General features: G+C 62.7%; 25 protein-coding genes. 10 read left to right on the forward strand and 15 right to left on the reverse strand.

All coding sequences use genetic code 11. The features are described 5' to 3' along the window. Positions 1 to 4: 4 nt before the first annotated feature. Positions 5 to 793 carry a 3-hydroxybutyrate dehydrogenase gene (locus tag JQ641_RS19685; RefSeq protein WP_211997637.1) on the forward strand — a complete coding sequence of 263 codons (789 nt, stop codon included), beginning with the start codon at positions 5 to 7 and terminating at the stop codon, positions 791 to 793. A gap of 577 nt (positions 794 to 1,370) precedes the next feature. Here JQ641_RS19685 and JQ641_RS19690 read toward each other — a convergent pair. From JQ641_RS19690 to JQ641_RS19730, 9 genes are all read right to left on the reverse strand, one after another. Beyond that, the gene (locus JQ641_RS19690; RefSeq protein WP_211997638.1) at positions 1,371 to 1,679 is read right to left on the reverse strand and encodes a hypothetical protein; all 309 of its coding nucleotides are present in this window, start codon (positions 1,677 to 1,679) and stop codon (positions 1,371 to 1,373) included. 345 nt (positions 1,680 to 2,024) lie between these two features. Then, positions 2,025 to 2,648, reverse strand: a complete 624-nt coding sequence (locus JQ641_RS19695; protein ID WP_211997639.1) for a tyrosine-type recombinase/integrase — start codon at positions 2,646 to 2,648, stop codon at positions 2,025 to 2,027. A gap of 153 nt (positions 2,649 to 2,801) precedes the next feature. After that, on the reverse strand, positions 2,802 to 3,557 hold the full coding sequence (locus JQ641_RS19700; protein WP_211997640.1) for an amino acid ABC transporter ATP-binding protein: 756 nt from the start codon (positions 3,555 to 3,557) through the stop codon (positions 2,802 to 2,804). Then, a complete protein-coding gene (locus JQ641_RS19705) occupies positions 3,535 to 4,191 on the reverse strand; it encodes an amino acid ABC transporter permease (protein ID WP_211997641.1) in 657 nt (218 codons plus the stop codon). The genes JQ641_RS19700 and JQ641_RS19705 overlap by 23 nt, the downstream gene beginning before the upstream one ends. Beyond that, complete coding sequence (locus JQ641_RS19710; protein ID WP_211997642.1) at positions 4,188 to 4,871, reverse strand: amino acid ABC transporter permease; 684 nt, start codon at positions 4,869 to 4,871, stop codon at positions 4,188 to 4,190. Before JQ641_RS19710 ends, JQ641_RS19705 begins: the two co-directional genes overlap by 4 nt. Before the next feature lie 19 nt (positions 4,872 to 4,890). Further along, positions 4,891 to 5,697 (reverse strand): transporter substrate-binding domain-containing protein, encoded by an 807-nt coding sequence (locus JQ641_RS19715; RefSeq protein ID WP_249150556.1) that lies wholly within the window; start codon positions 5,695 to 5,697, stop codon positions 4,891 to 4,893. 8 nt (positions 5,698 to 5,705) lie between these two features. Next, complete coding sequence (locus tag JQ641_RS19720) at positions 5,706 to 6,476, reverse strand: transporter substrate-binding domain-containing protein (protein ID WP_249150557.1); 771 nt, start codon at positions 6,474 to 6,476, stop codon at positions 5,706 to 5,708. Between the two features lie 72 nt (positions 6,477 to 6,548). Further along, on the reverse strand, positions 6,549 to 6,995 hold the full coding sequence (gene rpiB / locus JQ641_RS19725) for a ribose 5-phosphate isomerase B (RefSeq protein WP_211997644.1): 447 nt from the start codon (positions 6,993 to 6,995) through the stop codon (positions 6,549 to 6,551). After that, complete coding sequence (locus JQ641_RS19730; RefSeq protein WP_211997645.1) at positions 6,992 to 7,780, reverse strand: FadR/GntR family transcriptional regulator; 789 nt, start codon at positions 7,778 to 7,780, stop codon at positions 6,992 to 6,994. Before JQ641_RS19730 ends, rpiB begins: the two co-directional genes overlap by 4 nt. A 798-nt stretch (positions 7,781 to 8,578) precedes the next feature. Here JQ641_RS19730 and JQ641_RS19735 point away from each other — a divergent pair. Beyond that, a complete protein-coding gene (locus JQ641_RS19735) occupies positions 8,579 to 9,040 on the forward strand; it encodes a nitroreductase family deazaflavin-dependent oxidoreductase (protein WP_211997646.1) in 462 nt (153 codons plus the stop codon). Positions 9,041 to 9,147: 107 nt separating this feature from the next. Then, a complete protein-coding gene (locus JQ641_RS19740) occupies positions 9,148 to 10,005 on the forward strand; it encodes a TIGR03620 family F420-dependent LLM class oxidoreductase (RefSeq protein WP_192739976.1) in 858 nt (285 codons plus the stop codon). Between the two features lie 8 nt (positions 10,006 to 10,013). Here JQ641_RS19740 and JQ641_RS19745 read toward each other — a convergent pair whose 3' ends face one another. Beyond that, on the reverse strand, positions 10,014 to 10,904 hold the full coding sequence (locus tag JQ641_RS19745) for an LLM class F420-dependent oxidoreductase (protein ID WP_211997647.1): 891 nt from the start codon (positions 10,902 to 10,904) through the stop codon (positions 10,014 to 10,016). Positions 10,905 to 11,010: 106 nt separating this feature from the next. Here JQ641_RS19745 and fgd point away from each other — a divergent pair, with 106 nt between their 5' ends. Genes fgd through cofC form a run of 4 tightly spaced genes read left to right on the forward strand, consistent with a single transcriptional unit; the run spans position 11,011 to position 14,427 of the window. Continuing rightward, positions 11,011 to 12,015 (forward strand): glucose-6-phosphate dehydrogenase (coenzyme-F420), encoded by a 1,005-nt coding sequence (gene fgd, locus JQ641_RS19750; protein ID WP_211997648.1) that lies wholly within the window; start codon positions 11,011 to 11,013, stop codon positions 12,013 to 12,015. A gap of 17 nt (positions 12,016 to 12,032) precedes the next feature. Continuing rightward, positions 12,033 to 12,806 carry a coenzyme F420-0:L-glutamate ligase gene (gene cofE, locus JQ641_RS19755; protein WP_192739979.1) on the forward strand — a complete coding sequence of 258 codons (774 nt, stop codon included), beginning with the start codon at positions 12,033 to 12,035 and terminating at the stop codon, positions 12,804 to 12,806. Continuing rightward, positions 12,803 to 13,753, forward strand: a complete 951-nt coding sequence (gene cofD / locus JQ641_RS19760) for a 2-phospho-L-lactate transferase (protein WP_211997649.1) — start codon at positions 12,803 to 12,805, stop codon at positions 13,751 to 13,753. The genes cofE and cofD overlap by 4 nt, the downstream gene beginning before the upstream one ends. Continuing rightward, positions 13,750 to 14,427, forward strand: coding sequence for a 2-phospho-L-lactate guanylyltransferase (gene cofC / locus JQ641_RS19765; RefSeq protein ID WP_211997650.1), 678 nt, complete (start codon positions 13,750 to 13,752; stop codon positions 14,425 to 14,427). The genes cofD and cofC overlap by 4 nt, the downstream gene beginning before the upstream one ends. On the opposite strand, the gene cofH is transcribed toward cofC, so the two are convergent. Continuing rightward, positions 14,424 to 16,790, reverse strand: coding sequence for a 5-amino-6-(D-ribitylamino)uracil--L-tyrosine 4-hydroxyphenyl transferase CofH (gene cofH, locus JQ641_RS19770; RefSeq protein ID WP_211997651.1), 2,367 nt, complete (start codon positions 16,788 to 16,790; stop codon positions 14,424 to 14,426). The two genes, cofC and cofH, sit on opposite strands and share 4 nt — an antisense overlap. Before the next feature lie 124 nt (positions 16,791 to 16,914). Here cofH and JQ641_RS19775 point away from each other — a divergent pair, with 124 nt between their 5' ends. Continuing rightward, on the forward strand, positions 16,915 to 17,868 hold the full coding sequence (locus JQ641_RS19775) for a TIGR03619 family F420-dependent LLM class oxidoreductase (protein ID WP_192739983.1): 954 nt from the start codon (positions 16,915 to 16,917) through the stop codon (positions 17,866 to 17,868). A 24-nt stretch (positions 17,869 to 17,892) separates the two neighbouring features. On the opposite strand, the gene JQ641_RS19780 is transcribed toward JQ641_RS19775, so the two are convergent. Genes JQ641_RS19780 through JQ641_RS19795 form a run of 4 tightly spaced genes read right to left on the reverse strand, consistent with a single transcriptional unit; the run spans position 17,893 to position 21,810 of the window. Beyond that, positions 17,893 to 18,726 (reverse strand): LLM class F420-dependent oxidoreductase, encoded by an 834-nt coding sequence (locus JQ641_RS19780; protein ID WP_211997652.1) that lies wholly within the window; start codon positions 18,724 to 18,726, stop codon positions 17,893 to 17,895. Positions 18,727 to 18,750: 24 nt separating this feature from the next. After that, positions 18,751 to 19,701, reverse strand: a complete 951-nt coding sequence (locus JQ641_RS19785; protein ID WP_211997653.1) for an LLM class flavin-dependent oxidoreductase — start codon at positions 19,699 to 19,701, stop codon at positions 18,751 to 18,753. Positions 19,702 to 19,719: 18 nt separating this feature from the next. Next, the gene (locus JQ641_RS19790; protein ID WP_249146913.1) at positions 19,720 to 20,745 is read right to left on the reverse strand and encodes an LLM class flavin-dependent oxidoreductase; all 1,026 of its coding nucleotides are present in this window, start codon (positions 20,743 to 20,745) and stop codon (positions 19,720 to 19,722) included. A gap of 27 nt (positions 20,746 to 20,772) precedes the next feature. Beyond that, complete coding sequence (locus JQ641_RS19795) at positions 20,773 to 21,810, reverse strand: LLM class F420-dependent oxidoreductase (RefSeq protein ID WP_211997655.1); 1,038 nt, start codon at positions 21,808 to 21,810, stop codon at positions 20,773 to 20,775. A 168-nt stretch (positions 21,811 to 21,978) separates the two neighbouring features. On the opposite strand from JQ641_RS19795, the gene JQ641_RS19800 reads away from it, so the two are divergent. Both JQ641_RS19800 and JQ641_RS19805 read left to right on the forward strand, forming a co-directional pair. Next, positions 21,979 to 22,863: an LLM class F420-dependent oxidoreductase gene (locus JQ641_RS19800; RefSeq protein WP_211997656.1), complete on the forward strand. Its 885-nt coding sequence runs from the start codon at positions 21,979 to 21,981 to the stop codon at positions 22,861 to 22,863. A 215-nt stretch (positions 22,864 to 23,078) separates the two neighbouring features. Next, positions 23,079 to 23,669: a thiolase C-terminal domain-containing protein gene (locus JQ641_RS19805; RefSeq protein WP_211997657.1), complete on the forward strand. Its 591-nt coding sequence runs from the start codon at positions 23,079 to 23,081 to the stop codon at positions 23,667 to 23,669. Positions 23,670 to 23,672: the final 3 nt, after the last annotated feature.

The following is a 23,672-nucleotide window of genomic DNA, read 5'->3' on the forward strand; positions in this document are numbered from 1 at the left end:
CGAAATGGATATTCTGAAGGGTAAAGTCGCAGTCGTGACCGGATCGACGAGCGGCATCGGTCTCGCGTATGCGCTGGCATTCGCAGGCGCTGGCGCCAGCATCGTGCTCAACGGCATTGGGGCACCGGCCGATGTCGAAAAAACGCGGGCTGCAATCGAGAACGATTACGGGGTGAAGGCTATCTATTCGCCCGCGAATATGGCCGAGCCAACGGAAATCGCCAACATGATCTCGTTTGCCGAGAGGACGTTTGGCAGCGTGGACGTGCTGGTCAACAATGCCGGCATCCAGCATGTCTCGCCAATCGAGGATTTTCCGGTCGAAAAGTGGGACGCAGTCATCGCAATCAACCTCTCCTCCGCGTTCCACGCGATCCGTGCCGTTACTCCCGGCATGAAGCAACGAGGCTGGGGCCGTATCCTCACCACGGCTTCTGCGCATTCGCAGGTCGCGTCTCCCTTCAAGTCGGCCTATGTCGCGGCCAAGCATGGCATCGTGGGACTCACCAAGACGGTGGCGCTGGAACTCGCCCGGTCGAAGATCACCTGCAACTGCATCAGCCCCGGCTACGTCTGGACGCCGCTGGTGGAGAAGCAGATCCCGAACACGATGAGGGCGCGCAACATGGACAGAAATCAGGTGATCAACGACGTCCTGCTCGCGGCCCAGCCGACAAAGGAATTCGTCACGGTCGAGCAGGTGGCTTCGCTCGCGCTGTTCCTGTGTGGCGAAGGCGCCGCGCAGATCACTGGCGCCAACCTCTCTATCGACGGCGGCTGGACGGCCGCGTAGGCGCGCCGAAATACTCACCGGCTCTTGAAACGCAGCGATAGACCAAGAAGACAACACTACCCAACACCTACGACTGCTGCCTACTGAACATCAACCAATTCCTCTGGAGAGAAGATCATGAACAAGCGACTGATCGCGACTGTCATTGGCTGTGCCTGCCTTACCCTAGCTACGGCTGCCGAGGCCCGAACCTCTTACGACGGTCCCTGGAATCTTACCTTCGTTACACAACGCGGAAGCTGCGATCCGACCTACAATTTCTCAGTAAATATTAACGACGGCGTTGTGACGCATCCTAATCTGGTGAAGTTTAGCGGGCATGTCGGAAGATCGGGCGCGGTTCGCGCGTCGGTGACCGTCCACGACAAATACGCATCAGGGTCGGGGAAGCTGACGCGAGACGCCGGCCGCGGAACCTGGAGCGGCCACGCAGGAGGTGGACGCTGCTCGGGATATTGGACCGCACAACGAAACAACTAGGACGCAATCACCCGGAACCTCAAGGGCAGCCCGGGCCGAACCTGCTGTTCCTAGGCTGGGCTGGCGATGGGTCGGCGTCCCGCCAATTCGGTCCTGGTCAGGCCTGTCGGCCATATCTCTCGGTTACCGCCGCCGCGACGAACTTTCTGCGTCCGGCGCTGCCCGGGCTTGTGCCGTGGGCGGCGCACCAGTCTGGGAATGTGGCGGGGTCGATGTAAACACGCAGCACGACGTGTCCATAGGCCTTGAGCCCCTGCTCCATTTCCTCGGCCATCTTCAGCCATTCTTTCCAGCTCGGTGGCATCTTATCGCCATCGTCGAAAAGTTGCAGCAACGCTGGATAATCTTCCTCCTTGATCCAATAGGCCCCGACTGCGGGAGGCGGATTATCCTCGGAATTCGTCATACGTGTTCTCCCAGCAGATGCGGCCTGTCACTGACACGATCGAGACGGGTCGCCCGCCTCGAACTGTCGTAAATCAGTGATTCGATCATTGATGAAATTATCTCCGAATCGAAACGCTTCCCTTGCAAAGTCGGGACCGCCGAACTTCCGCGGTATTCCCGGGATGCCGATGGCGGCGTAGGCATGACAGTTCCTCCGCCATCCCACCCTCCGCGTCGCTCTATAACGAGCCAAAGACCATCGCGTCAAAACCGTCTTGACCTTTGTTCTCGCCCAAGCGGCCGTTTTGATCGGCCGCTTGTGGGCGCAAAAGTGACCACCGGCGTGAAAGCCGGTGGTCGACGATTAGAGCTCAATCTGTTCAGCCATATTCAAGGCGTCGTCCACCTCAATTCCAAGATATCGGACGGTACTCTCCAACTTGGTGTGACCGAGGAGAAGTTGGACTGCGCGCAGGTTACCGGTCTTCCGATAAATCTGGGCAGCCTTCGTGCGGCGCATCGAGTGCGTGCCGTAAGATGCTGACTCTAGGCCGATGCTTGAAACCCAGCGATGCACTAGCCGGGCATATTGGCGGGTTGAAATGTGAGGACTGGCATGAATTCGAGTTGGGAAAAGATACCGGGAACCGGAGGCCCGCGGCGTTGGCAGCCAGGCTTCAACGGAATTCCTCGACTGCTCCGAGATCTCAAACTGCACTGGTCGCCCTGTCTTCTTTTGGACAACAGTCGCCCGACGCCGCACATTTGTTCCCGAGCAAATGTCGTCCAGTCTCAGTTTGACCAAGTCACAGGCGCGAAGTTTACTGTCGATTGCTAAATTGAAGATCGCAAGGTCACGCTTTGACCGCGCGATTTCTAGGCGGATTCGAATAGACCATACATGCTGGGGCGCAAGAGGCCTCTTCTGACCGACGAGCAATCCTTTGTTCCAAGGTCGTTGGCATCGATCGACGGGGCGTGCGGGCATATGGGATCCTCCGCCATCCCGCCCTCCGCGTCGCTCTATCGCGAGCAAATGACTTTAGTGCTTACTAAGCATTCAGGCGTTGCCCCCGTGTCCGCTCACGACCGACCGCTTTTGGCTACTTTTTGTTTTGCCCCTAAGCTGACATGACTGCGGCTAAAGCTCGCTCGAAATGAACTGCTTGAATTCGGCAGTCTGCGGCCGCGCGAACAGCTCCGACGTCGCCCCGCTTTCCCAAATCTTTCCCCGGTGCATGAAAACGACCTGGTTTGCGACCTTACGTGCGAAACCCATCTCATGGGTGACGGTGATCATCGTCATGCCGCGTGTCGCGAGATCTTCCATGACGGCGAGCACTTCTGCTGTCAGTTCGGGATCAAGCGCCGAAGTCACCTCGTCGAAAAGCATGACCTGGGGGGATAGGGCGAGCGAACGTGCAATGGCGACCCGCTGCTGCTGTCCGCCGGACAACTGCTCGGGATAAGAACTGATCTTGTCGGTTAGCCCGACGAGGCGCAGCACCTCGGCAGCTTTCGTCTGCGCCGCGTCCCTTGGCTGCTTTTTCACCAAGGTCAGCGCCAGCGTGATATTCCGCTCCACCGTGAGATGCGGGAAGAGGTTGTAGCCCTGAAAAACCATGCCGACATCGTGGCGCAACTGCGCCCGTGCGGCCTTGCCGGGCCGGCCGACTTCGTGGCCGCAAACTTCGATCTTGCCGGCCTGGATCGTCTCGAGCCCTGCGATGCAACGCAACAGCGTGCTCTTGCCGGATCCGCTCCGGCCGATGATGGCCACGGTCTGGCCACGCGCCACGTCGAGGCTCACGCCGTCCAGAACGCGCAACGTCCCGAACTCCTTCACCACGCCCGTAACCTGCACGACGGTGGCGCTAGTGGCTGGCGCGGCCTGCATTGGCTCTCCTTTCGAGGAAACGGCTGGCCAGCGACAGCGGGTAGCACATCGCAAAATAGATTGCGGCCACGATACAGAAGATGATGAAGGGTTCGAAGGTCGAGTTGTTGACGATTTGGCCTGCGCGCGCGAGCTCGACAAAGCCGACCACGGAAGCCAGCGACGTATTCTTCACGATCTGGACCATGAAGCCCACAGTCGGCGGAATCGCCATTTTGAAGGCTTGCGGCAATATCACATAGGCATATTGCTGGAAGCGATCGAGACCGAGACAATCGGAAGCTTCCCACTGCGTGCGCGGCACCGCCTCGATGCAGCCACGCCAAATCTCACCAAGAAAGGCGGCGGCATACAACGTCAGCGCCAAGCCGGCCGCGACAAGCGGCGCCAGCTTGTAGCCGAGGATGCCGAGGCCGAAATAGGTCAGGAACAGCAGGATCAGAAGTGGCGTACCCTGGATGAGCTGGATGTACCCGCCGGCGACGATGCGCAGCGCGTGGCTCGGCGAGACCCGCATCAGCGCGATCGGCAGACCGACGAGGGCGCCGCCTGCGAACGCAATCAGGGACAGCAGCACCGTCCATTGCGCCGCCATGACGAGATACCAGACGTGGTGGGCGCTAAGCTGGATCATAGCGCGGTGCCCAGCCGCCGGCGGCGCTCGAAGATGATGAGGCCGATGGCCTTGAACGCCAGCCTGTAGAGAAGCGAAAGAGCGAGATAGATCGCCGCGACGATAATGTAGACCTCGAAGCTGCGATACGTATCGGACTGCACGTTATTGGCGACGGCGGTCAGCTCCTCGGCCGAGATTTGCGACGTGATCGACGATGCCAGCATGAGAAGTACAAACTGGCTGGAGAGTGCGGGATAGACCCGCTCGATGGCCGGCAAGAGAATGACGTGCAGGATCGTCTGAACGCGCGTCAGGCCCAGGCAATCTGCCGCCTCGAGCTGGGTGTGGTGGATGGACTGGATGCCCGCCCGCATGATCTCCGTCGTGTAGGCGCCCATATTCACCACGAGCGCAATGACGGCGGATGTTTCGGCCGAGAGTTTGAAGCCCAGGCTCGACAGGCCGAAGTAGACGATGAATATCTGCACGAGCAGGGGCGTGTTGCGGATCAGCTCGACATAGAAGCCGACCAGGAGCCGCAACACGCGCCCGCCGTAAACCCGGGCGACCGCGCACAGCGTGCCAACCACGAAGCCGAGGGCGATCGACAGTACGGTGAGCTGAATCGTAAGCCAGGCGCCGTTAAGGAAGGCAGGCCACTTGTCCAGCAGGAACGAGAAGTCGAACTTGTAGAGCATTGCCGCCAGGCCCTGCCGCTTAGTTGCCTGCCTTCAGCAACTGTTCCACCGGGATATCGACGCCATGATATTTCTTGTAAATTGCGCCGAGCTGCCCGTTCTGAAGGTTGCTCTTCACCCAGCCGTTCACCCACTCCTTAAGCTTGGGCTCGTCCTTGCGCATGCCGATGGCGAGGTAGAACGTCTGCATTGTGATGCGCGACTCAGCCGTGCGTGTCGGGTTCTTCTTGCTGATTGCCGGTAGCAGCGAGCGCGCCGTCGCAAGAATGTCCACCTGGCCCGACGCGAATGCGAGCGCCATCGTGGCGTCGTCCTCGTAGCGCACCAGCTGGGCGCCTTTCGCCTGCTGGGTAAGATCGGTGTCCTGCGTCGTGCCGCGCACGACGGCGACTTTCTTGCCGGCCAGGTCGGAGATCTCCTTGAGCGGGACCGTGCTCAGCGACGCCACGACCGACGGGTGATCGGCATAGGGAATCGAGAAGTCGACTACCTTGGCACGATCGGGCGTGATCGACAGCGTGGAAACGACGAGGTCCGCCTTGTCGGTCTGCAGCATCGGAATGCGGGTAGGGCCCGTTGTGGTCACGATCTCCAGGGTGGCCCCGAGATCCTTGGCGAGAAGCTGCGCAGTATCAACGTCCGATCCAGTCGGCTGCAGCTTGTCATCAGTCATGCCGAACGGAGGGATGGCCGTGTCGATGGCGATCCGGACCTTGCCCGCCTTCTTGATGTTGTCGAGCGTATCGGCTTGTGCCGGCACAAGCGATAGCGACAGCGTTGCGAGCGCCAGACCTGCGATCAGGCGCCGAGAGATCATGTTGGTCATGGCCGGTCCTATTGCTTCAGAATGAGATCGGGCAGGTTGTCACCGAAATACTTCTTGTTCAGCTCATTGAGCCGGCCGTTCTTGAGATTGGCTGCGACCCAGGCGTTGACCTCGTCCAGGAGGCGCTTCTCGTCCTTCTTCACACCCACAGCGAGCTTGAAGTTGTCGAGTACGAATTTCAGCTCTACCTGCCGCGCCGGGTTCTTCTTGTCGATCTGCGGGACCATCATTTCGGCCGTAGAGAAGATGTCGACTTGTCCACTGAGGAAGGCCTGCGTCTCGGTGGCGTCATCCTCGTAGCGGACGAGCTTCATCCCCTTCGGCCCCTCTTTTGTCAGCTGCGTGTCGTGCGTCGTGCCGCGCACCGTGCCAACCGTCTTCCCATCGAGCTCGGCCAGCGACTTCACGGAGACGGACTTTGGGGCCGCGATGACCGTTCGCAGCACGGCATAGCCTAACGAGAAATCGATGACCTTCGCGCGCTCGGCCGTGTAGGAGAGACTCGAAATGACGAGGTCGGCCTTGCCGGTCTGAAGCGCAGGAATCCGAGTGGCACCGGTGGTTGGCACGTGCTCGAACTCGAGTCCCCAATCCTTAGCGAGAAGCCGTGCCGCCTCGACGTCGAGGCCGGTCGGTTGCAGCTTGTCATCCGTCATGCCATAGGGCGGCACGCCAAGATCGATGGCGATGCGGATCTTGCCGGCTTTCTTGATGTCGTCCAGCGCGTCCGCGTGCGCGAGGGACATGGCGGCTACCAGGGCTGTGATGGCGACTCCCATCGAAGCTACGATCTTTTTCAACATTGCCTCCTCCCGTTTGTGTTGTTTCTTGGCGTTTACTTGTCTGGCGTCCTAGCGTTCGTTGTCCATGATCGCGAGCTTGGCCACCCGACGCCGGAATTCCTCTGATGTAGAGAACGTCGCGCCCAAATAGGCCGCGATCAGATCCTTGGCGAGCCACGGACCCACGATCTGGGCGCCGATGCACATGACATTGACGTCGTCGTGCTCGACGCATTGATGGGCAGAGTGGACATCATGGCATACGGCAGCCCGAATTCCCTTCATCTTGTTGGCGCCAATCGAGGCGCCGACGCCGGTGCCGCACACCATCAGGCCGCGCTCCACCTGGCCCGTGGTGATGGCAGCTGCGACCTTGCGTGCGATATCCGGGAAGTCGACCGGAGCGGGGTCGAAGCTGCCGACATCCAGCACCTCGTGCCCGCTCTCCTTCAAGAAGGCCAGCACCTCCGCCTTCATGGGAAAGCCGGCGTGATCCGAACCTACGACAATCTTCATGTGGCCTTCCTGCTGTTCGCTCGTTTTCTGGTTTGTGGATTTGCCGCCGGCGAGGCCATGATACTGTCGGCTTCACCGACGATGGCGCGCCTTCGGTATTCGTTGCCGATTTCAAAATGCTTTCGTAGCGTTGCATCGGCGCGGTCCGGGTCGCGCGCGACGACAGCCTCGAAGATGCGCCGGTGATCATCGATCAGATAATCTTTCATCGAAGGAAATGCCTGCACGAGCTCGCGGCGATTGCGATGCACATGCGTCAGCAGTCCCGCCATCGAATTGTGAAGGACGGCCAGCGTTTTCGAATGCGACGCCAGCACGATCGTGCGGTGGAATTGGTAGTCGGCGACGGCACCGGCGTCGGCCGTGTCGATCGTTTCCGCGATCTTCCCGAGTGCCGTCTGCAATCGTTCGAAATCGGCGATGCCCGCGCGCTCGCAGGCGAGCCTGATCGCCTGGCACTCGATCGCGACGCGCGCCTGCATCACATCGTCCGGCATGTCCGCCTGTTGGGCGAGCGCGAACGTGAAGAAGTCATTCAGGACCGAGACGTCCGGTCGCGTCACGACAGTGCCGATGCGGTCCCGGATCTCAACAATGCCGAGCATCGTGAGAGCCCGCAGCGCCTCGCGGACGAGCGGCCGACTTACACCTAATTGGACTGCCAGATCGCGCTCTGAGATTAGGCGATCGCCGGGCTTTAGCGAGCCAGCGAGCAAGTGGTCGCGTAAGAAGGCGAACACCTTCTCGAAGCCTTTCTCACCCTCGTCCGCTCGCTTCAGTTCCACCCCTATTCCCCTCATTGATCTTTTGTTGGTAAGACCAGTACGCAGACCAGATGCCGTCGTCAAGCTCTTGATTTGGTGTCGGCAGAGAAGGGCTACCTCAGGCCGTCTTCGGATGTCGGTCACCGTCTGCGAAATCCAGTCGGTTCTGGGGCGCAATGCCTTCATCAGGCGGGCCGCTGAGCGGAATGCACCCTGGTGAGCAAGCAGAAAACCGAAATGACGTTACGCACATCGTTGGGTCTCCGACCTTGCCGGCACTCGCTGACGAGGTGATCGAATAAGCCCCGGCGACTTCAGATGGCGGCACTGTTCGGACATGCTAATCTGCCGGACGATGTCCGCTTCTGAGAGTGGATACTGTTGCAAAAGTCGAAAGTTGCAACGGTCTGAATTTTTGGCGAGAACTTGAAGCGCGCCGAGATCGATGATTCGTGTAGCCTCAGTCGCGCTACCAAAGTGGCCGATGAGTTTAGCGTGAGGCGACGAGGTCCCTCAGGACCTTGCTTGAAAACGACGCCTACGGCCCCCAGAAGTTTTGACCACCTGCGCAAAACGACTTTTGCAACAGTATCGAGAGTGAAATGCAGACGTCGCTACTATTCGATTTGCGACTGGCGGCTTCTGGCGCAGAGCGGACCTTCGGTCGATCTTGCACGTCGCTGAAGGCCAACAACAGATTATCCAGCGGAACACAACAACTTCGTTACCCTAAAGCGCCAAATCACCTTGCTCTTGAATTCGAATTTGGCCGATCCGGCGCCCGATGGTATGTTCCCGTAGCTTTGTTGGGAGGGCGCGATGGCTGAAGCGAAACTTGCTCCGAACCTGCCGGACTGGATGCTCGAGCACGCGAACCGCTATATAGCGAGCGGCGGAACCGAAGGTCATATGTACAAGGTAACGGTGCCCCAGCATGGTGAGATGACCGTGCCGGCGCTGCTGCTGACCACTACCGGCCGCAAGTCTGGCGACAAGTTCGTATTTCCGCTGTTTTACGGCATGGAAGGCGACAGTTATTTCATCATTGCCTCAAAGGGAGGCGCGCCCCAACACCCCGGCTGGTATCGCAACATTCTTGCGAACCCCGACGTTGAAATACAAGTCGGGACCAAGAAAATGAATGCGCGAGCCCGGACGGCGGAGGGCGAGGAACGCCTCAGGCTTTGGAAAAAAGGGCTCGAATTCTGGCCGCCCTACGCCGACTATCAACTCAAGACCGAGCGCGAGATACCGGTGGTCGTGCTGGATCCAGTTCATTAGGGCGGTGGCCGACCTTCGCAGGGACGGCTTCTCATTATTCGCACGCCTTCCCTTTGCCGGGACACGGGATGTCGGCTCGCACGCACCTTCAACCGGAGTTGATCGACATGAAACTCGGACGCCTTGGCGTGTGGTACAGCACCGACAAGCTCGACGGCGCGCAGCTGCGCGATTTCGTGCGCACGGTCGAAAACAACGGCTATTCGAACCTGTGGTACCCGGAATCGCGGGGCTACGAGTCGATGTCGCTGGCGGCCGTGCTGCTGTCGAGCAGCGAGAAGCTGGTGATCGGCAGCTCAATCGCCAATATCTATGCCCGCGATTCCTTCACCGCGCAGCGCGCCCTGATCTCGCTGAACGCGCTCTACGGCAACCGGTTCGTGCTCGGTCTGGGCGTCAGCCATATTCCGATGGTCGAGGGCCTGCGCGGCCATCGCTACGATAAACCGCTCTCGGCGATGAGCGCTTATCTGGACAGCATCAACAAGTCGGCGACTGCAGGCGAACTGCCGGTTGTGGTCGCAGCGCTGGGCCCGAAAATGTTGGCGTTGAGCGGCGAGAAGTCGCGCGGCGCGGTCCCCTATAATGTGACGCCAAAGCATACGGCCGAGGCCGCGGCGATCCTCGGGCCATCGAAATGGCTTGCTGTGGAACAGAAAGTGACGCTCGAGACCGATCCGGCAAAGGCGCGAGCGCTCGGGCGCAAGGAATTGTCCCGCTACATGGTGCTGCCGAACTACCGCAACAGCTGGCTGCGCCAGGGTTTTACCGAAGCTGACCTCGCCGACGGCGGCAGCGATCGGTTCATCGATGCCATGGTGCTATGGGGCGATGCCGACACGGTCAGGCGCGGCCTGCGAGAGCATTTTGCGGCCGGAGCCACGCATGTCTGTCTGCAACCGGTCCATCCGGACGGCGATTTCGTCGCCCGCGACCGCATGCTGACCGCGCTCGCCGATACCTGAGGGGAACCTCAGAGCAGATCGGCGACGGCGTTGCGGTAGCGGCGCATCGCGCCAACATGGTCGCTCATGCTCCGGCCGGCCATGCGCTTGTGATGGTAGCCGCCGAAAGTATTGTGCAGCGTGACATGCGTGACGCCGGCCTTCTTCCAGAAGCTGATTTCCTCGCGCCAATCCTTCTCAGTTCCGGTGCCGGTTGAGGTCCAGACTTCGAGGCCCACGGAGGCCGAATCGCGTCCCTCGGCTTCCACGAAGCGGCGCAGCTTGTCGAATTCGGTAACGGCCTTGGGTCCCGGCGGTTCAGACAGCATCATCCAGCCATCGCCCCATTTGGCGATCCGCTGCAGCGTCACGTCCATGTGACCGCCGAACCACAGCGGAATTTTGCGGCTCGGCGGCCGGGGATTGATGCCTGCGTCGGGAAGGCGGTGCCATTTGCCCTCGAACGTGACGTAGGGATCGGCCCACAGCGCTTGCATCACTTGCACCTGTTCCTCGGACCGCTTGCCCCTGTTATGGAAATTCTCGTTGAGGCCGACGAACTCCATCTCGTTCCAGCCGACGCCGACGCCGAACCGGAAGCGGCCGCCGCTGAGCACGTCGAGACTGGCAGCCTGCTTGGCCACCAGCACAGTCTGACGCTGCGCCAGGATCAGCACCTGGGTGGAGAGTTCGACCTTTTTCGTGCAGGCGGCGATGAAGCCGAACGCCACGAAGGGATCGTGGAACAGGCCGAGCCCGCCCGCGCGGCCGCTGGCGGGATTCGCAGGGTTGCCGCCGAGGACGTGGTCCGCCAGCGTCAGGCCGTCGTAACCTTCGGCCTCGGCGAGCTCGGCGTATTCGCGCACGATCGAGCCATCGCCACCGATGTCGCCGTAGGGCAGGGCTATTCCGAGATGCATGGTCGCTTCCCCTTTTTGGCTGGTCGCTGCTTTCCCGCTAATCTATAGATTTCCACGACGGGTGTCATGGCATCGGCATTTGCCGGCGCCAACCAGGAGATTTGCCGTGATCAAGCTCGGATACAAGGCATCGGCGGAGCAATTCGCGCCGGGCGCGCTGCTGGGCTTCTCCTGTCTTGCCGAGGAGGTCGGCTTCGATTCCGTTTTCATCAGCGATCACTTTCAGCCTTGGAAGCATGTCGACGGCCATGCGCCGTTTTCGTTGACCTGGCTGGGCGCGCTCGGCGCCAGAACGTCGCGCGCCGTGATCGGCACCAGCGTGCTGACGCCGACGTTCCGCTACCATCCTTCCATCGTCGCCCAGGCGTTCGGCACGATGGGCGCGATGTTCCCCGGACGCGTCGTGCTCGGCATCGGCACCGGCGAGGGACTGAACGAAGTGCCGTCGACCGGCCAGCCCTGGCCGGAATTCAAGGAGCGCTTCGCTCGCCTGCGCGAAGCCGTCACGCTAATTCGGACACTCTGGATGCAGGAGCGTGTCAGCTTCGAAGGCCAGTACTACAAGACCGAGAAGGCGACGATCTACGACCGCCCCGACAAGCCCGTGCCGATCTATATCGCCGCCGCCGGCGCCCTCGTGGCGCGCTACGCCGGGCGCTCCGGCGAGGGATTCATTTGCACGAGCGGCAAGAAGCCGGAACTCTATACCGAGACCTTGTTGCCGAAGGTCGCCGAAGGCATCGCGGCGTCGGAGGATCCGTCGCGATCCTACGATCGCATGATCGAGGTCAAGGTGTCGTTCGATACCGACAAGGCGCGTGCGCTCGAGGATACGCGCCACTGGGCGGCGCTGGCGCTGACGCCCGAGGAAAAGATGACGGTTGAGGATCCCGTCGAGATGCAGCGCCTCGCTGACGCGCTGCCGCTGGAGCGCGCCGCCAGCCGATGGATCGTATCCAGCGATGCCGACGAGCACGTCGAGCGGATCGGTTATTATGTCGGCCTCGGCTTCCGTCATCTGGTATTCCACGCCCCGGGACCGGATCAAGCGCGCTTCCTGAAGCTCTACGGTGAGCATGTGCTTCCACGCCTTCGCAAGCGTTTCGGTTGAGCGCGCGGGCCCGGCCGATGCAACGCAGCAACGCCGTCGAGCTTCTTGCCGTCCCCGGCCTTCCGCGGGTAGCCAGGGACGACGATCTCGTCGCCCTTATTGGCAAAGGGGTCGCGCGCGGTGGCATTGTGCCGCGTGGCGGCGACGTCTTCGTGCTCACGCAGAAAATCGTGTCCAAGGCCGAAGGTCGCATGGTCGATCTTGCGAGTGTCAAACCCTCGACGGAGGCGATCGAACTTGCCGGCAAGGTCCAGAAGGATCCACGCCTCGTTGAGTTGATCCTGTCGGAATCGGTGCGCGTCGTGCGGGCAAGGCCCGGCATCCTGATCGTCGAGCACCGCTTGGGTTTCGTGATGGCCAATGCGGGTATCGACCAATCCAATTTGGCCTCGCCCGGTGCCCCCCCGCGTGCCCTGATGCTGCCGGTCGATCCCGACGGCAGCGCAGCGACATTGAAGGAGCGTCTGTCGCAAAAATTCGGCGTGCCAATCGCCGTGATCATCAGCGACAGTTTTGGTCGTGCCTGGCGGCGCGGCACCTGCGGCGTAGCGATTGGCGCCGCCGGCCTGCCGTCGCTGATGGACTTACGTGGCTCGCCCGACCTGTTCGGCCGTGCGCTCCAGGTCAGCGTCACCGGGCATGCGGACGAGATTGCCGCTGCAGCGTCGCTGGTGATGGGGCAGGGTGCCGAAGGCCAGCCCGTCGTGATCGTGCGCGGCCTGACCTGGCGCGGTCCCGACAATGCTGCGTCCGAGCTGGTGCGGCCGGCTGACGAGGACATGTTCAGATGAGCAAACGACTTGTCGTGGCGCTCTCCGGCGGCGTTGGGGGCGCCAAACTTGCGCTCGGTCTCAGTCGTATTCTGCCAAACGACGAATTACTCGTGGTCGCCAATACCGGAGACGATTTCGAGCATCTTGGACTGAGCATCTCGCCCGACATCGACACGCTGACCTACGTGCTCGCAGGCATCGACAATCCGGTCACCGGCTGGGGCCGGCGTGACGAGACCTGGTCGTTCATGGACAGCATCGGCGCGCTCGGCGGCGAAGACTGGTTTCGGCTCGGCGACCGCGATCTGGCGCTGCATGTCGAGCGCACCCGTCGCCTGCGCCTGGGGCAGACCCTGTCCGAGGTGACATCAGACATTTGCCGGCGCCTCGGCATCGGTGGCCGCGTGGTGCCGATGAGCGACGACCGCGTGCGTACCCGCGTGCGCGTTGAGGCGGGCTGGATCGACTTCCAGGACTATTTCGTCCGCCAGCAGTGCCGACCGGTCGTGCATGAGCTGGCATTCGACGGCGTGACGCTTGCGCGGCCGCAGTCCGAGATCACGGCGGCGCTGCGCTCGGGCGATGTGCGGGTGGTAATCATCTGTCCGTCCAATCCCTTCGTCAGCGTCGAGCCGATTCTCGCGATCCCCGGCATGCGCGATGAGATCAAGGCGAGTGGGGCACCGGTCGTCGCGGTGTCGCCGATCATCGGCGGGCAGGCCGTCAAGGGCCCGACCACGAAGATGATGCGCGAACTCGGCCTCGAGGCCAGCGCCGCCGGCGTCGCCGCGCGCTACGGCGACCTGCTAGATGGTTATATCGTCGACCACGTCGACGCCGGTGGAGTTGGCCATGTTGGACCGCAGGTCACCATCGCCAAGACCTTGATGAAGACTCTGGATGACCGGGAGACGCTGGCGCGCGTGACGCTCGATGCGGCGGACGCGCTGGCCTCGCAGCGATGAGCGACATCTGGGCGGTCATACCGGTCAAGGAGTTCGATGGCGCCAAGCATCGGCTGTCGGACTTTCTGTCGCCGCCGCAACGTCGGCTCCTCGCCGAGACCATGCTGACGGACGTGATCGATGCCGTTGCAGGCTCGCGCCTTTTGGCGGGGGTGATGATCGTGACCCTCGATCCGCATGCGACGGTGCTCGGCGACAAGATCGGTGCACGGATCGTGACCGAGGGGGCGCGGGACGGACATACCGGCAGCGTGAATGCCGGCCGCCGCCTTCTAGCGAGTGAAGGGCGTCACGGCATGATCACGATGCCTGGAGACATTCCAGCTACCCGCGCCGGCGAGATAGACGCGGTGTTATCGGCGCATCGCGCCGCGCCCTCTTTCACAATCTCGCCGGCGCATGACGATCTCGGATCCAATGCCGTCGTCTGCTCGCCGCCGGAATCGGTGCCACTTCGCTTCGGTGATAACAGCTATTTTCCGCACCTCGACGCCGCGCGTCTGCAAGGCATCGAGCCGACCGTAATCCGTCAACCCGGAATCGCGATGGACATAGATCACCCGGTCGATCTGGCGCTTTTCCTGCGCCTGCCGCAATCAGCCGGCACGCGTACCCGAACACTGCTTGAAGAACTTGGTGTGCCCGCGCTGCTGGCCAAGCGGGGCATAACTTAAGCGACCGCCGCCTTCTTGCGCGGCGGCGTTTGCACGATCGGCGCCAAGTCGGCCGCGATCAGGGAGGCGGCTCGGCGCTCTTCCGGGACCGGCCGATAGAGGGTGTCGCGCTGCATCGGTTCGCGGCCGATCGAGCGGATCAGCGCTTCCATGTCGTGAGGCGCAAACTCCTGGCCGTGCTGGGTGCCGGCGGCGCGCGAGATGCTCTCGTTCATCAGTGTGCCGCCGAGATCGTTGGCGCCGGACTTCAGGCAGCTCGCGGCGCCCGCCGGGCCCATCTTCACCCAGGACGTCTGGATGTTCGGGATCAGCGGATGCAGGGCCAGCCGCGCGACCGAATGCATGAGCACGGCTTCGCGGAATGTCGGGCCGGAGCGCGACATGCCGTGGCGATACATCGGTGCTTCCATGTGGACGAAGGGAAGCGGCACGAACTCGGTGAAGCCGCCCGTTTCAGCCTGCAAGTCGCGCAGCGCAAGCAGATGTTTTGCCCACGATTTCGACGTCTCGACGTGCCCGTACATGATGGTCGAGGTGGTGCGCAAGCCCGCCTGGTGGGCGGCGCGCTGCACGTCGAGCCACTGGGCGGTGTTGATCTTGTCGGGGCAAATGATGGCGCGTACGTCATCGTCGAGGATTTCGGCCGCCGTTCCGGGCAGGGTGCCGAGACCGGCTGCCTTCAGCTTCGTAAGGAACTCGTGGATCGGCAGTCCGAGTGTGGCCGCACCTTGCGTCACTTCCAGAGCCGAGAAGGCGTGGATGTGCATCTCGGGGACGATCGCTTTGATCGCCCGGCAGATCGCCTCGTAGGTGACGCCGGTGTAGTCGGGATGGATGCCGCCTTGCAGGCACACTTCCGTCGCCCCGCGATCCCACGCCTCGATCGAGCGACGCGTAATTTCCTCGATGGCGAGGTCATAGGGTGAGCCGCGCAGATCCTCGTGCGTGCGCCCTTTCGAGAAGGCGCAGAACTTGCACCGGAAGTAGCAGATGTTGGTGTAGTTGATGTTGCGGTTCACGACGTAACGCACGACGTCGCCACTGACCGCGCGTCGCAGTGCGTCGGCGGCCTGCGTGACGTACCGGTAGTCGGCGTCGCGCGCCGCGAACAGGCGCACGATGTCGTTCGAGGCGAGCCGTTCGCCCGAGGTCGCGCGTTCGACTATTCCAGCAATTCCCACATCGACGTTACGGGCGAGCACCAGCGGCGCCGGCGGTGGCTGGGTGTTGCCCGGTGCCCAGTCATCGTCGCGCGCGAAGCCTTCGGTATCACTCATACGCCGCACGCGGATGGCGATCTCGGGAGCCAGCCAATGATCAGCGTCGCGTGCATAGACGGGGTAGACGGGCAGGCGATTCACCAGCAGCTTGCCGGCCTCCGCGCTCTTGCGGGCGAGTTCGGCAATGGCAGGCCATGGCGCTTCCGGGTTCACGTGATCGGGCGTGACCGGCGAAATGCCGCCCCAGTCGTTGAGCCCCGCGCCGATCAGCTTTTGATAGATTCCAGGCGACAGATTTGGCGGCGCCTGGATATTCATGTCGGGACCGAGAACCAAACGCGCCGTCGCGATGGTCCACAGCAGGTCCTCGAGATCGGGTTCCTCGGAATCGGCGAGCCTGGTGTCGGGTTTGGCCCGGAAGTTCTGGATGATGACTTCCTGGATATGACCATGGGCGGCGTGCAGATCCCTGATCGCCTCCAGCGCGTCGATCCGCTCGTCGCGAGTCTCGCCGATGCCGATCAGGATGCCAGTCGTGAACGGCACCTTGAGCTCGCCAGCCAGACGCAGGGTCTCCAGCCTGACCGCGGGGTGTTTGTCGGGAGAGCCGTAGTGAACGCCGCCCTGCCTGCAGAGCCGCTCGCTGGTGGACTCCAGCATGATGCCCTGGCTCGCCGTCACCTCGCGCAGGCCGATAATCTCCTCGTGCGTCATCACGCCGGGATTGGCGTGCGGCAGCAATCCGGTCTCGCGTAGCACCAGCGCGCACATCTCGGTGAGATAGGAGATCGTCGTTTCGTGGCCGAGTGCTTTCAATGCGTCGCGGGCGCCCTGGTATCGCATCTCGGGCTTGTCGCCCAGCGTGAACAGCGCCTCGGTGCAACCCGCGGCCGCACCGGCGCGCGCTATGGCGAGTACTTCGTCGGGTGAGAGGTAGACGGGCTTGCCCGCGCGCGGCACCTGCGCGAACGTGCAGTAGTGACAGACGTCGCGGCAGAGCTTGGTGAGGGGAATGAAGACCTTGCGCGAGTAGGAGATCAGCCGTCCGTGCGCGGAATCGCGCAAGGCCGCAGCTTCTGCTATCAGTTCGGGCAGTGGCGCGTCGAACCGCTGCCGTATCGCCTGCCTACCGGCCGCCGTCATGGTCTGTCGTCTCCGCCCGCAGAGGGTCGCAATGTCGTCGCGGGACGCGCTTGCCGTCACCCGTTAGCGGTCGCATGGTGTCGCATCGACGCCAGCAATGCAATGCAAAGAAGGACGCAACAAAATGCTGATCGGCTTCAACGCACCAACCGCCGGGCCCCTGTCGACCGCGGATAATTTGACAAGAATAGTGGTTGGCGGCGAGGCGATGGGCTTCGACTATGCGACATTCAGCGACCACGTCGTGATTCCGACCGCGATCGCAGCTGAATATCCCTACAGCGCCTCGGGGGAGTTCCCCAGCGGCACCCGCGGCGAGAGGCACGAGCAGCTGACCGAGGTTAGCTGGATCGCCGCGAAAACGACGCGGTTGCGTCTCGTGACATCGGTCATGGTGGTGCCGCACCGGCCGGCCGTGCTGACCGCCAAAATCCTCTCGACCATCGACGTCCTTTCTGGTGGCCGGCTGACGCTGGGTATCGGTGCGGGGTGGATGCGCGAGGAGTTCGAGGCCATCGATGCGCCGGATTTCGATGCGCGTGGAACCGTGACGGACGAATATCTTCGCGCCTTCGTCGAACTCTGGACAAAGGACGCGCCGAAGTTCGATGGCAAGCATGTCAAATTCTCGAATATCGGGTTCGATCCGAAGCCCGTGCAGAAGCCGCATCCGCCGATCTGGGTCGGAGGCGAGAGCGGTCCGGCGCTGCGGCGGGCTGCCCGCATCGGCGATGCCTGGTATCCGATCGGGACCAACCCGCAGAATCCGCTCGACAGCCTGACGCGGTTCAAGGCTCAGGCGGCGCGTCTGGGCAAGATGGTCGCCGAAGCAGGCCGCGATCCCAAGGCGGTTGGCCTGAGCCTGCGCGTAACGGTGTTCGGCGAGACCGCGCCGCCACAGGCCAATGACGGCGAACATCGCCTGTTCGCCGGTTCACCGGCGCTGGTCGCCGCCGATATCCGGGCGCTGCGCGACATGGGTGTCGGCAGCCTCGATTTCGGTTTCGGCGGCGCGACCGCCGAGGAAGTGCTCGCAGGCATGCAGAAATTCCGGGCCGAGGTCTTGCCGCTGATCTAGGGGCTCAGCTGTCGAGCTGACGGATCAAATTCGCCCAGCGGTCGAGTTCCGGCAGGATCGTATCGGCCTTGGCGGAATCGAGGCTGACGACGAGGCGCGAGACGCCGTCGTCGCGGTCGCGCTTGAGCAGGTCGAGGTTCTCCTTGGCGCCCCAGATCGTGATCGGCACCGACGCGAGATCGCGGCCAGCTTCGTTTGCCATCTCGCGGAATTTCGGCAGCAGGGCCTGCACATCCGCATACGAGCTTCGCGTGCGGTGGGCATCCAGCCGTCGCCATAGCGCAGGGCGCGTCGGGCACCGAACGGGAAGGCGCCGCCGACGATGATCGGCGGATGCGGTTTCTGCACGGGTTTTGGCCAGGTCATCATCGGGTCGAAATTTACGAACTCGCCATGGTACTCGGGTTTTGACTTGGTCCAGATTTCCTTCATCGCCTCGACACGCTCGCGCGCCAGCTTGTGGCGGCTTTCGAAAACCGTGCCGTGGTTGGCCATCTCGTCCTCGTTCCAGCCGTTGCCGATGCCGAACAGGAAACGGCCGGCCGAGATCTGGTCGATCGAAGCGACCTGCTTGGCGGTCTGGATCGGGTCGCGTTGGGCGATCAGGCAAATGCCGGTACCGAGCAGCAGCGTTTTGGTGACCGCCGCAGCCGCACCCAGCATTACGAACGGGTCCATGACGTCGTAATATTTTTTCGGCACGTCGCCGCCGCTGGGGAACGGCGACTTGCGTGACAGCGGAATATGGGAGTGTTCGGGCACCCAGAGCGAATCGAAGCCGCGCTCCTCCAGCGCCCGCGCCAGTTCGGCCGGCGACATCGAGTAGTCAGTGAAAAACATGGCCCCGCCGATGCGCATCGTTCGCTCCCTTTTGTTGTTGCGCTATTTACCGTCTGTCTTTGGACGTCTTGGCCAGCGCGTTTCCGCACGCGGCAGCACCTGTTCGATCAGCAGTCGGGTCTGGGCCAGAAGGGCGTCGTCATCGCTGCCCAGCGGCCGCAAGATGAATTTTGATATGCCGGCGTCGACATATTCGGCGATACGCGCGAGGATCGCGTCGGCGTCGCCGATCGCGAACGCGTGCTTGGCGTCACGTCCGGTACGTTTGGCGTAGGCATCCATCGCCCTGCCGACACCGGGCGCGTCCCGGCTGCCGAAGTAGAACGCAAAGCCGGCGCCATAATGATCTTCGTCGATGGACCGGCCGGCTTCGCGCGCGGCGACCTTGATCGCGGCAACGATGCGGCCGGCCTCCGCCGGCGGGTCACCAGCGGCCTGCCAGCCGGTCCCGATCCGCGCCGCGCGCCGGATCGCAGCGTCCGTCGAGCCACCGATCCACATCGGCAGATCAGGCTGCACGGGCTTTGGCGTGATGGTGACGCCTTTCAGCTGGTAGAAGGTGCCGCTGAAGTCGACCGACTCCTCTCGCCAGAGACTTCGGATGATATCGAGGCACTCGTCGGTCTTGCGCCCGCGAGTCTTTGTATCAATTCCGAGAGCCTCCCATTCGGGGGCCAAGGGGCTGCCGATGCCGAAAGCAGGCAGCAGGCGGCCTTCGGACAGCATGTCGACGGTGGCGCATTGCTTGGCCAGCAGCACGGGATCGCGGAACGTCAGCGACACGACATTCATGCCGAACCGTATGCGCCGCGTGCGCCCGGCCAAGGCCGCCATCGTGGTCATCGATTCGAGGAACGGCTGACGGCCGACGATCCGGTCGGTCTGCCAGATCGAATCCACGCCTCCGGCTTCGCACATATCGACCCAGCGCCAGAAGGCCGCCGCGCCGGAAAATGGAAACTCCGCACAGCCCAATCCGATCCCGACACCCATGCGTCTTTTCCTTCCCCGCTAGGCCGCTGCTGCTGCGGCTTTGACTCGGGGCGCGACATCGCGCACGAAGCGTTCGAGACTGCCGTTCATCTGCTCCGGCCGCATGCCCGGCGGCACCGCCCAGGTGACGAGGTCGGTGATGCCGTATTCGCGCACGAAGGATGACAGCTCCTTCACGCAGTGCTCGACGTTGCCGACCACCCATGTCTGCGGGATGCTGGCTTCCCGCGTGTTGCCCGAAACGCCGCCGGCGGCGCTCTCGTCCTTGTTGAAGCTGCGATAGACCTGGCCGCGATAGCGCTCGGCGGCGCGCACGGCCGGCCAGTCGCGCTCGGGGTCGTCGGTCACGAGGCAGGAGCGGATGATGCCAACACGATAGCTGTCGGGGTTGCGGCCGGACGCATTCAGCGTCGCGCGCCACGGGTCGAGCACCATCGACCGCGCGCCCTGCGGCAGGAAGTTGCTGTCATTGCGCGCTGCGCGCTGCGCTCCGGCCTCCGACATCGCCGCAATCCACAGCGGCGGACCGCCCGGCTGCACGTAGCGGGGCCGGATCACCACCTCGTCGAAATCGTAGCGCTTGCCATGGAAACTGAACTTCTCGCCGGTGAAACAATGGCGCAGCACCTCGATGCCTTCGTCCGTCAGCGACACACGGCGCGCGACAGGCAGACCGAAGCCGCGGAACTCGTGCGGCGCGTAGCCCATGCCGACGCCGACCTCGACGCGGCCATTGCTGATATTGTCGAGTACCGCGAGGTCTTCGGCCAGCCGCACCGGATGGTTGAACGGCAGCAGGCAGACGTCGCTCGAAAGCCGCACATGTTTGGTACGTGCGGCGATCGCGCCCGCCATCGGCACCCACGAAGGCAAATAGCCGTCATCGAGGAAGTGATGCTCGGTGAACCACACCAGATCCAATCCGATCCCGTCGAGCATGACCACCTGGTCCATGATCGCGGCATACAGGCTCGGCATGTCCATGCCCGATTCCGGCGTGTTGCGGAAATCGTAGACGGTGCCGACACGAAGGGGTGGACGCATCACGCTTGTTCTCCGCTGGTCAGGCCCTCAGTTCAGCCGCGCGGCCTTTGCCATCACCTTGATGGCCTCAGGTTGGCGCGATCGCACGCTGAGCGAATCCGCGCCGCTGTCCTCCCAGGCGCGGTAGCGATCGCGGATGCGCGCCGGTGGACCGACCAGCGATTTCAGATCGACCCATTCGTCAGGCACGGTGGCGATGGCTTCATCCTTGTGGCCGGCGAGGTAGAGTTCCTGGATGCGGTTAGCGGCGCCGCCGAAGCCGCGACGGACCATGATGTCGTTGTGAAAATTCTTGGTCCGGTGACCCATGCCGCCCACATAGAGCGCCACCTCCGGCTTCAGGCGTGCCAGCGCTCCTTTGACGTCGTTGTCAACCTCGACATGGACGGAGGCCTGGATGGTGAAATCCTTCATGCTCTTGCCGTTGCCGGCGCGCCGAAAACCTTCCTCCAGCCACGGGCCGTACTCCTCCATGGCGCCCGGTACGAACCCCATCGGCAGCCAGCCGTCGGCGATCTCGGCCGTCAGCTTGACCATCGCCTCGCCGCCGGTGGCAAGATAGATCGGGATGTTGGGGTTCATGTGCAGGATCGACTTCAAGGGTTTGGCGAGTCCCGCGGAACCCTCGCCCGTGTAGGGTAGGCTGATCTCGCGGCCCTCGTGCGTCACGGGTGCTTCGCGCTTGAAGATCTTGCGCATGATCGCGACGTAGTCCTTGACCCGATAATAGGGCTTGCCCCATGGCTGGCCATACCAGCCCTCGACGATCTGCGGTCCCGAAACACCGAGGCCTGCGATAAAGCGGCCACCGCCGGCCATCGCATCAATGCTGGCGGCCGACATCGCGGCGTTGGCCGGCGTTCGAGCGGCCAACTGCATGATGCCGGTGCCGAGCTTGATACGGTTGGTCTTGGCGGCGAGGAACGCAAGCGGCGTGATCGCATCGGAGCCATAGGCTTCGGCCGACCAGACCGAGTCGTACCCCAGTTCTTCCGCCCGCTGCACGAGTGCGACCGGCACTTCCAGTTGCGGGCCCGAATAGCCGATTGACAGCCCCAGCTTCATCGTCAGGTCCTCCCTGGCCGGAGGATACGAAGCGCGCGGTCGCTTGAACAGTCTCGGCGGACGCATGGGTTGCTGCGATGAACGGTGGCTCCCCGATGTCGTCGCCCTGTGTCATGATGATGATTGGAAGGCGCCGACCGAGCGCTTGATCGGGGAAGGTATCGCCACATGAAATTTGCCCTGCATTTCGGCAACTTCGCATTCCCTGATCCGGAAGGCGCCCGCCGTTTGGTTCGCCTGGCGGAAACGGCGGGCTTCGACTCGGTGTTCGCTGTCGAACACGTCGTGGTTCCCGATAATTATGAGAGCGTCTATCCCTATGCACCTGGCGGCCGGTTGCCGGGCGGCCCGACGGTGAACTTTACCGATCCACTGATCTGGCTGACGTGGGTCGCCGCCGCGACCACACGGCTGCGCTTCATGACGGCGGTGATGATCCTGCCGCAGCGCAACCCGCTGGTGCTGGCCAAGGAAGTCGCCACGCTCGACTATCTCAGCGGCGGCCGGATCGAACTTGGCATTGGGGTCGGTTGGCTCAAGGAGGAGTTCGAGGCGCTCGGCATTCCCTTCGAGCGTCGCGGCAAGCGCGCCGATGAGTATGTCGCGGCCATGCGCGCCTTGTGGGCCAGCGACAGTGCCAGTTTTGCCGGAGAGTTTGTGAACTTCAACAAGGTCAATTCCAATCCGAAGCCGGTTGCGAAATCAGTGCCGATCGTCGTCGGTGGTCACTCGGAAGCGGCCGCCCGCCGCGCCGGTCGGCTAGGCGACGGCTTCTTCCCCTCGATCGGCGCCCAGGTCGACACCATGCCACTACTCGACGTCGTTCGCCGTTCGGCCGAGCAGGCCGGCCGCGATCCGGCGATGGTAGAATTGATCCTTGGCTGTCCCGGTGCGTTGCCGAATTCCGGCTCCGATCCGCGCGCGGCCGTCGAGGAGCGCATCGCGCGTGGTGCTGGCCGCCTTGCGCTGCCAGTGACGGCGTTCATGCCCGATCTCGAAACCACACTGGTCCGTTTCGGCGAGGAGATCATCAAGCCTTACGCGAACGCGTGAGTGTCGGAAGCGTTTGGCGTTGCGACTCCGTCGTGATCGCGAGTGATGGACAAAGAGCAAGCTATCCAGCATCCTCGTTCAGGCGCGAGAACAGGACAAGAAACGGAAAGCGAACCGGGAGCCCAACGAAATGCCGCTGCCTAGAGAAGATGTCGAGGCGACTACCCCGAAATTCCTGCGCGACCTGCAAACCGCTGCATCTGCTCGACTGCTGCGTGGAGACAGACAACGCCAATGCCATCATTGTGACCACGGCCGAACGGGCCAAAGATCTGAAGCAGCCGCTGGTGCAAATCCGCGGTGTAGTCGGCCGCTGCTCGAAGCCGCGAGTCGACATGCACTACCAGACCGGGCCGATTTCAACCGTCGCCGGCCGCTACGCCCGGGAAATCCTCTGGCCGAATGCTGGTGTGGGCCCGGATGATGTCGATCTCACCGGCTCCTATGATGCCTTCACCTTCACGACCATGTTGCAGCTCGAGGATTACGGCTTCTGCAAGAAAGGCGACGGCGGCCATTACGTCTCCGACGGCACCATCATGCTCGGCGGGAAAAGGCCGAATAACACTTCGGGAGGCCATCTCTGCGAAGGCTATACCCATGGCATCGCTATGGTGATCGAGAACGTGCGCCAGCTCCGCCACGATGCAGATGATAGTTGCCCGATCGGGCCCGATGGCAGGCGGCAGCACGCCTACGATTATCGGGAGGGTGGTTGTCGGCAGGTGAAGAACGCCGAAGTATCGGCCAATCTTGGCTGGGCGATGCCCGGCACGGGATCGGCCATGGTGATGCGGAGGGGATAGGCA

Source organism: Bradyrhizobium sp. JYMT SZCCT0180 (genome assembly GCF_018130165.1).
In the GTDB taxonomy this organism is placed as follows: domain Bacteria; phylum Pseudomonadota; class Alphaproteobacteria; order Rhizobiales; family Xanthobacteraceae; genus Bradyrhizobium.

Coding starts and splice junctions, on each gene's coding strand:
- cofH (WP_211997651.1), bottom strand. CDS start 16,790: ATGACGGCGGCCGGTAGGCAGGCGATACGGCAGCGGTTCGACGCGCCA.
- JQ641_RS19695 (WP_211997639.1), bottom strand. CDS start 2,648: ATGCCCGCACGCCCCGTCGATCGATGCCAACGACCTTGGAACAAAGGA.
- JQ641_RS19740 (WP_192739976.1), top strand. CDS start 9,148: ATGAAACTCGGACGCCTTGGCGTGTGGTACAGCACCGACAAGCTCGAC.
- JQ641_RS19790 (WP_249146913.1), bottom strand. CDS start 20,745: ATGCGTCCACCCCTTCGTGTCGGCACCGTCTACGATTTCCGCAACACG.
- JQ641_RS19685 (WP_211997637.1), top strand. CDS start 5: ATGGATATTCTGAAGGGTAAAGTCGCAGTCGTGACCGGATCGACGAGC.
- cofE (WP_192739979.1), top strand. CDS start 12,033: ATGCAACGCAGCAACGCCGTCGAGCTTCTTGCCGTCCCCGGCCTTCCG.
- JQ641_RS19715 (WP_249150556.1), bottom strand. CDS start 5,697: ATGACCAACATGATCTCTCGGCGCCTGATCGCAGGTCTGGCGCTCGCA.
- JQ641_RS19710 (WP_211997642.1), bottom strand. CDS start 4,871: ATGCTCTACAAGTTCGACTTCTCGTTCCTGCTGGACAAGTGGCCTGCC.
- JQ641_RS19780 (WP_211997652.1), bottom strand. CDS start 18,726: ATGCGCATCGGCGGGGCCATGTTTTTCACTGACTACTCGATGTCGCCG.
- cofD (WP_211997649.1), top strand. CDS start 12,803: ATGAGCAAACGACTTGTCGTGGCGCTCTCCGGCGGCGTTGGGGGCGCC.
- JQ641_RS19690 (WP_211997638.1), bottom strand. CDS start 1,679: ATGACGAATTCCGAGGATAATCCGCCTCCCGCAGTCGGGGCCTATTGG.
- rpiB (WP_211997644.1), bottom strand. CDS start 6,995: ATGAAGATTGTCGTAGGTTCGGATCACGCCGGCTTTCCCATGAAGGCG.
- JQ641_RS19785 (WP_211997653.1), bottom strand. CDS start 19,701: ATGGGTGTCGGGATCGGATTGGGCTGTGCGGAGTTTCCATTTTCCGGC.
- JQ641_RS19705 (WP_211997641.1), bottom strand. CDS start 4,191: ATGATCCAGCTTAGCGCCCACCACGTCTGGTATCTCGTCATGGCGGCG.
- JQ641_RS19700 (WP_211997640.1), bottom strand. CDS start 3,557: ATGCAGGCCGCGCCAGCCACTAGCGCCACCGTCGTGCAGGTTACGGGC.
- JQ641_RS19735 (WP_211997646.1), top strand. CDS start 8,579: ATGGCTGAAGCGAAACTTGCTCCGAACCTGCCGGACTGGATGCTCGAG.
- JQ641_RS19800 (WP_211997656.1), top strand. CDS start 21,979: ATGAAATTTGCCCTGCATTTCGGCAACTTCGCATTCCCTGATCCGGAA.
- JQ641_RS19795 (WP_211997655.1), bottom strand. CDS start 21,810: ATGAAGCTGGGGCTGTCAATCGGCTATTCGGGCCCGCAACTGGAAGTG.
- cofC (WP_211997650.1), top strand. CDS start 13,750: ATGAGCGACATCTGGGCGGTCATACCGGTCAAGGAGTTCGATGGCGCC.
- JQ641_RS19720 (WP_249150557.1), bottom strand. CDS start 6,476: ATGGGAGTCGCCATCACAGCCCTGGTAGCCGCCATGTCCCTCGCGCAC.
- JQ641_RS19775 (WP_192739983.1), top strand. CDS start 16,915: ATGCTGATCGGCTTCAACGCACCAACCGCCGGGCCCCTGTCGACCGCG.
- JQ641_RS19745 (WP_211997647.1), bottom strand. CDS start 10,904: ATGCATCTCGGAATAGCCCTGCCCTACGGCGACATCGGTGGCGATGGC.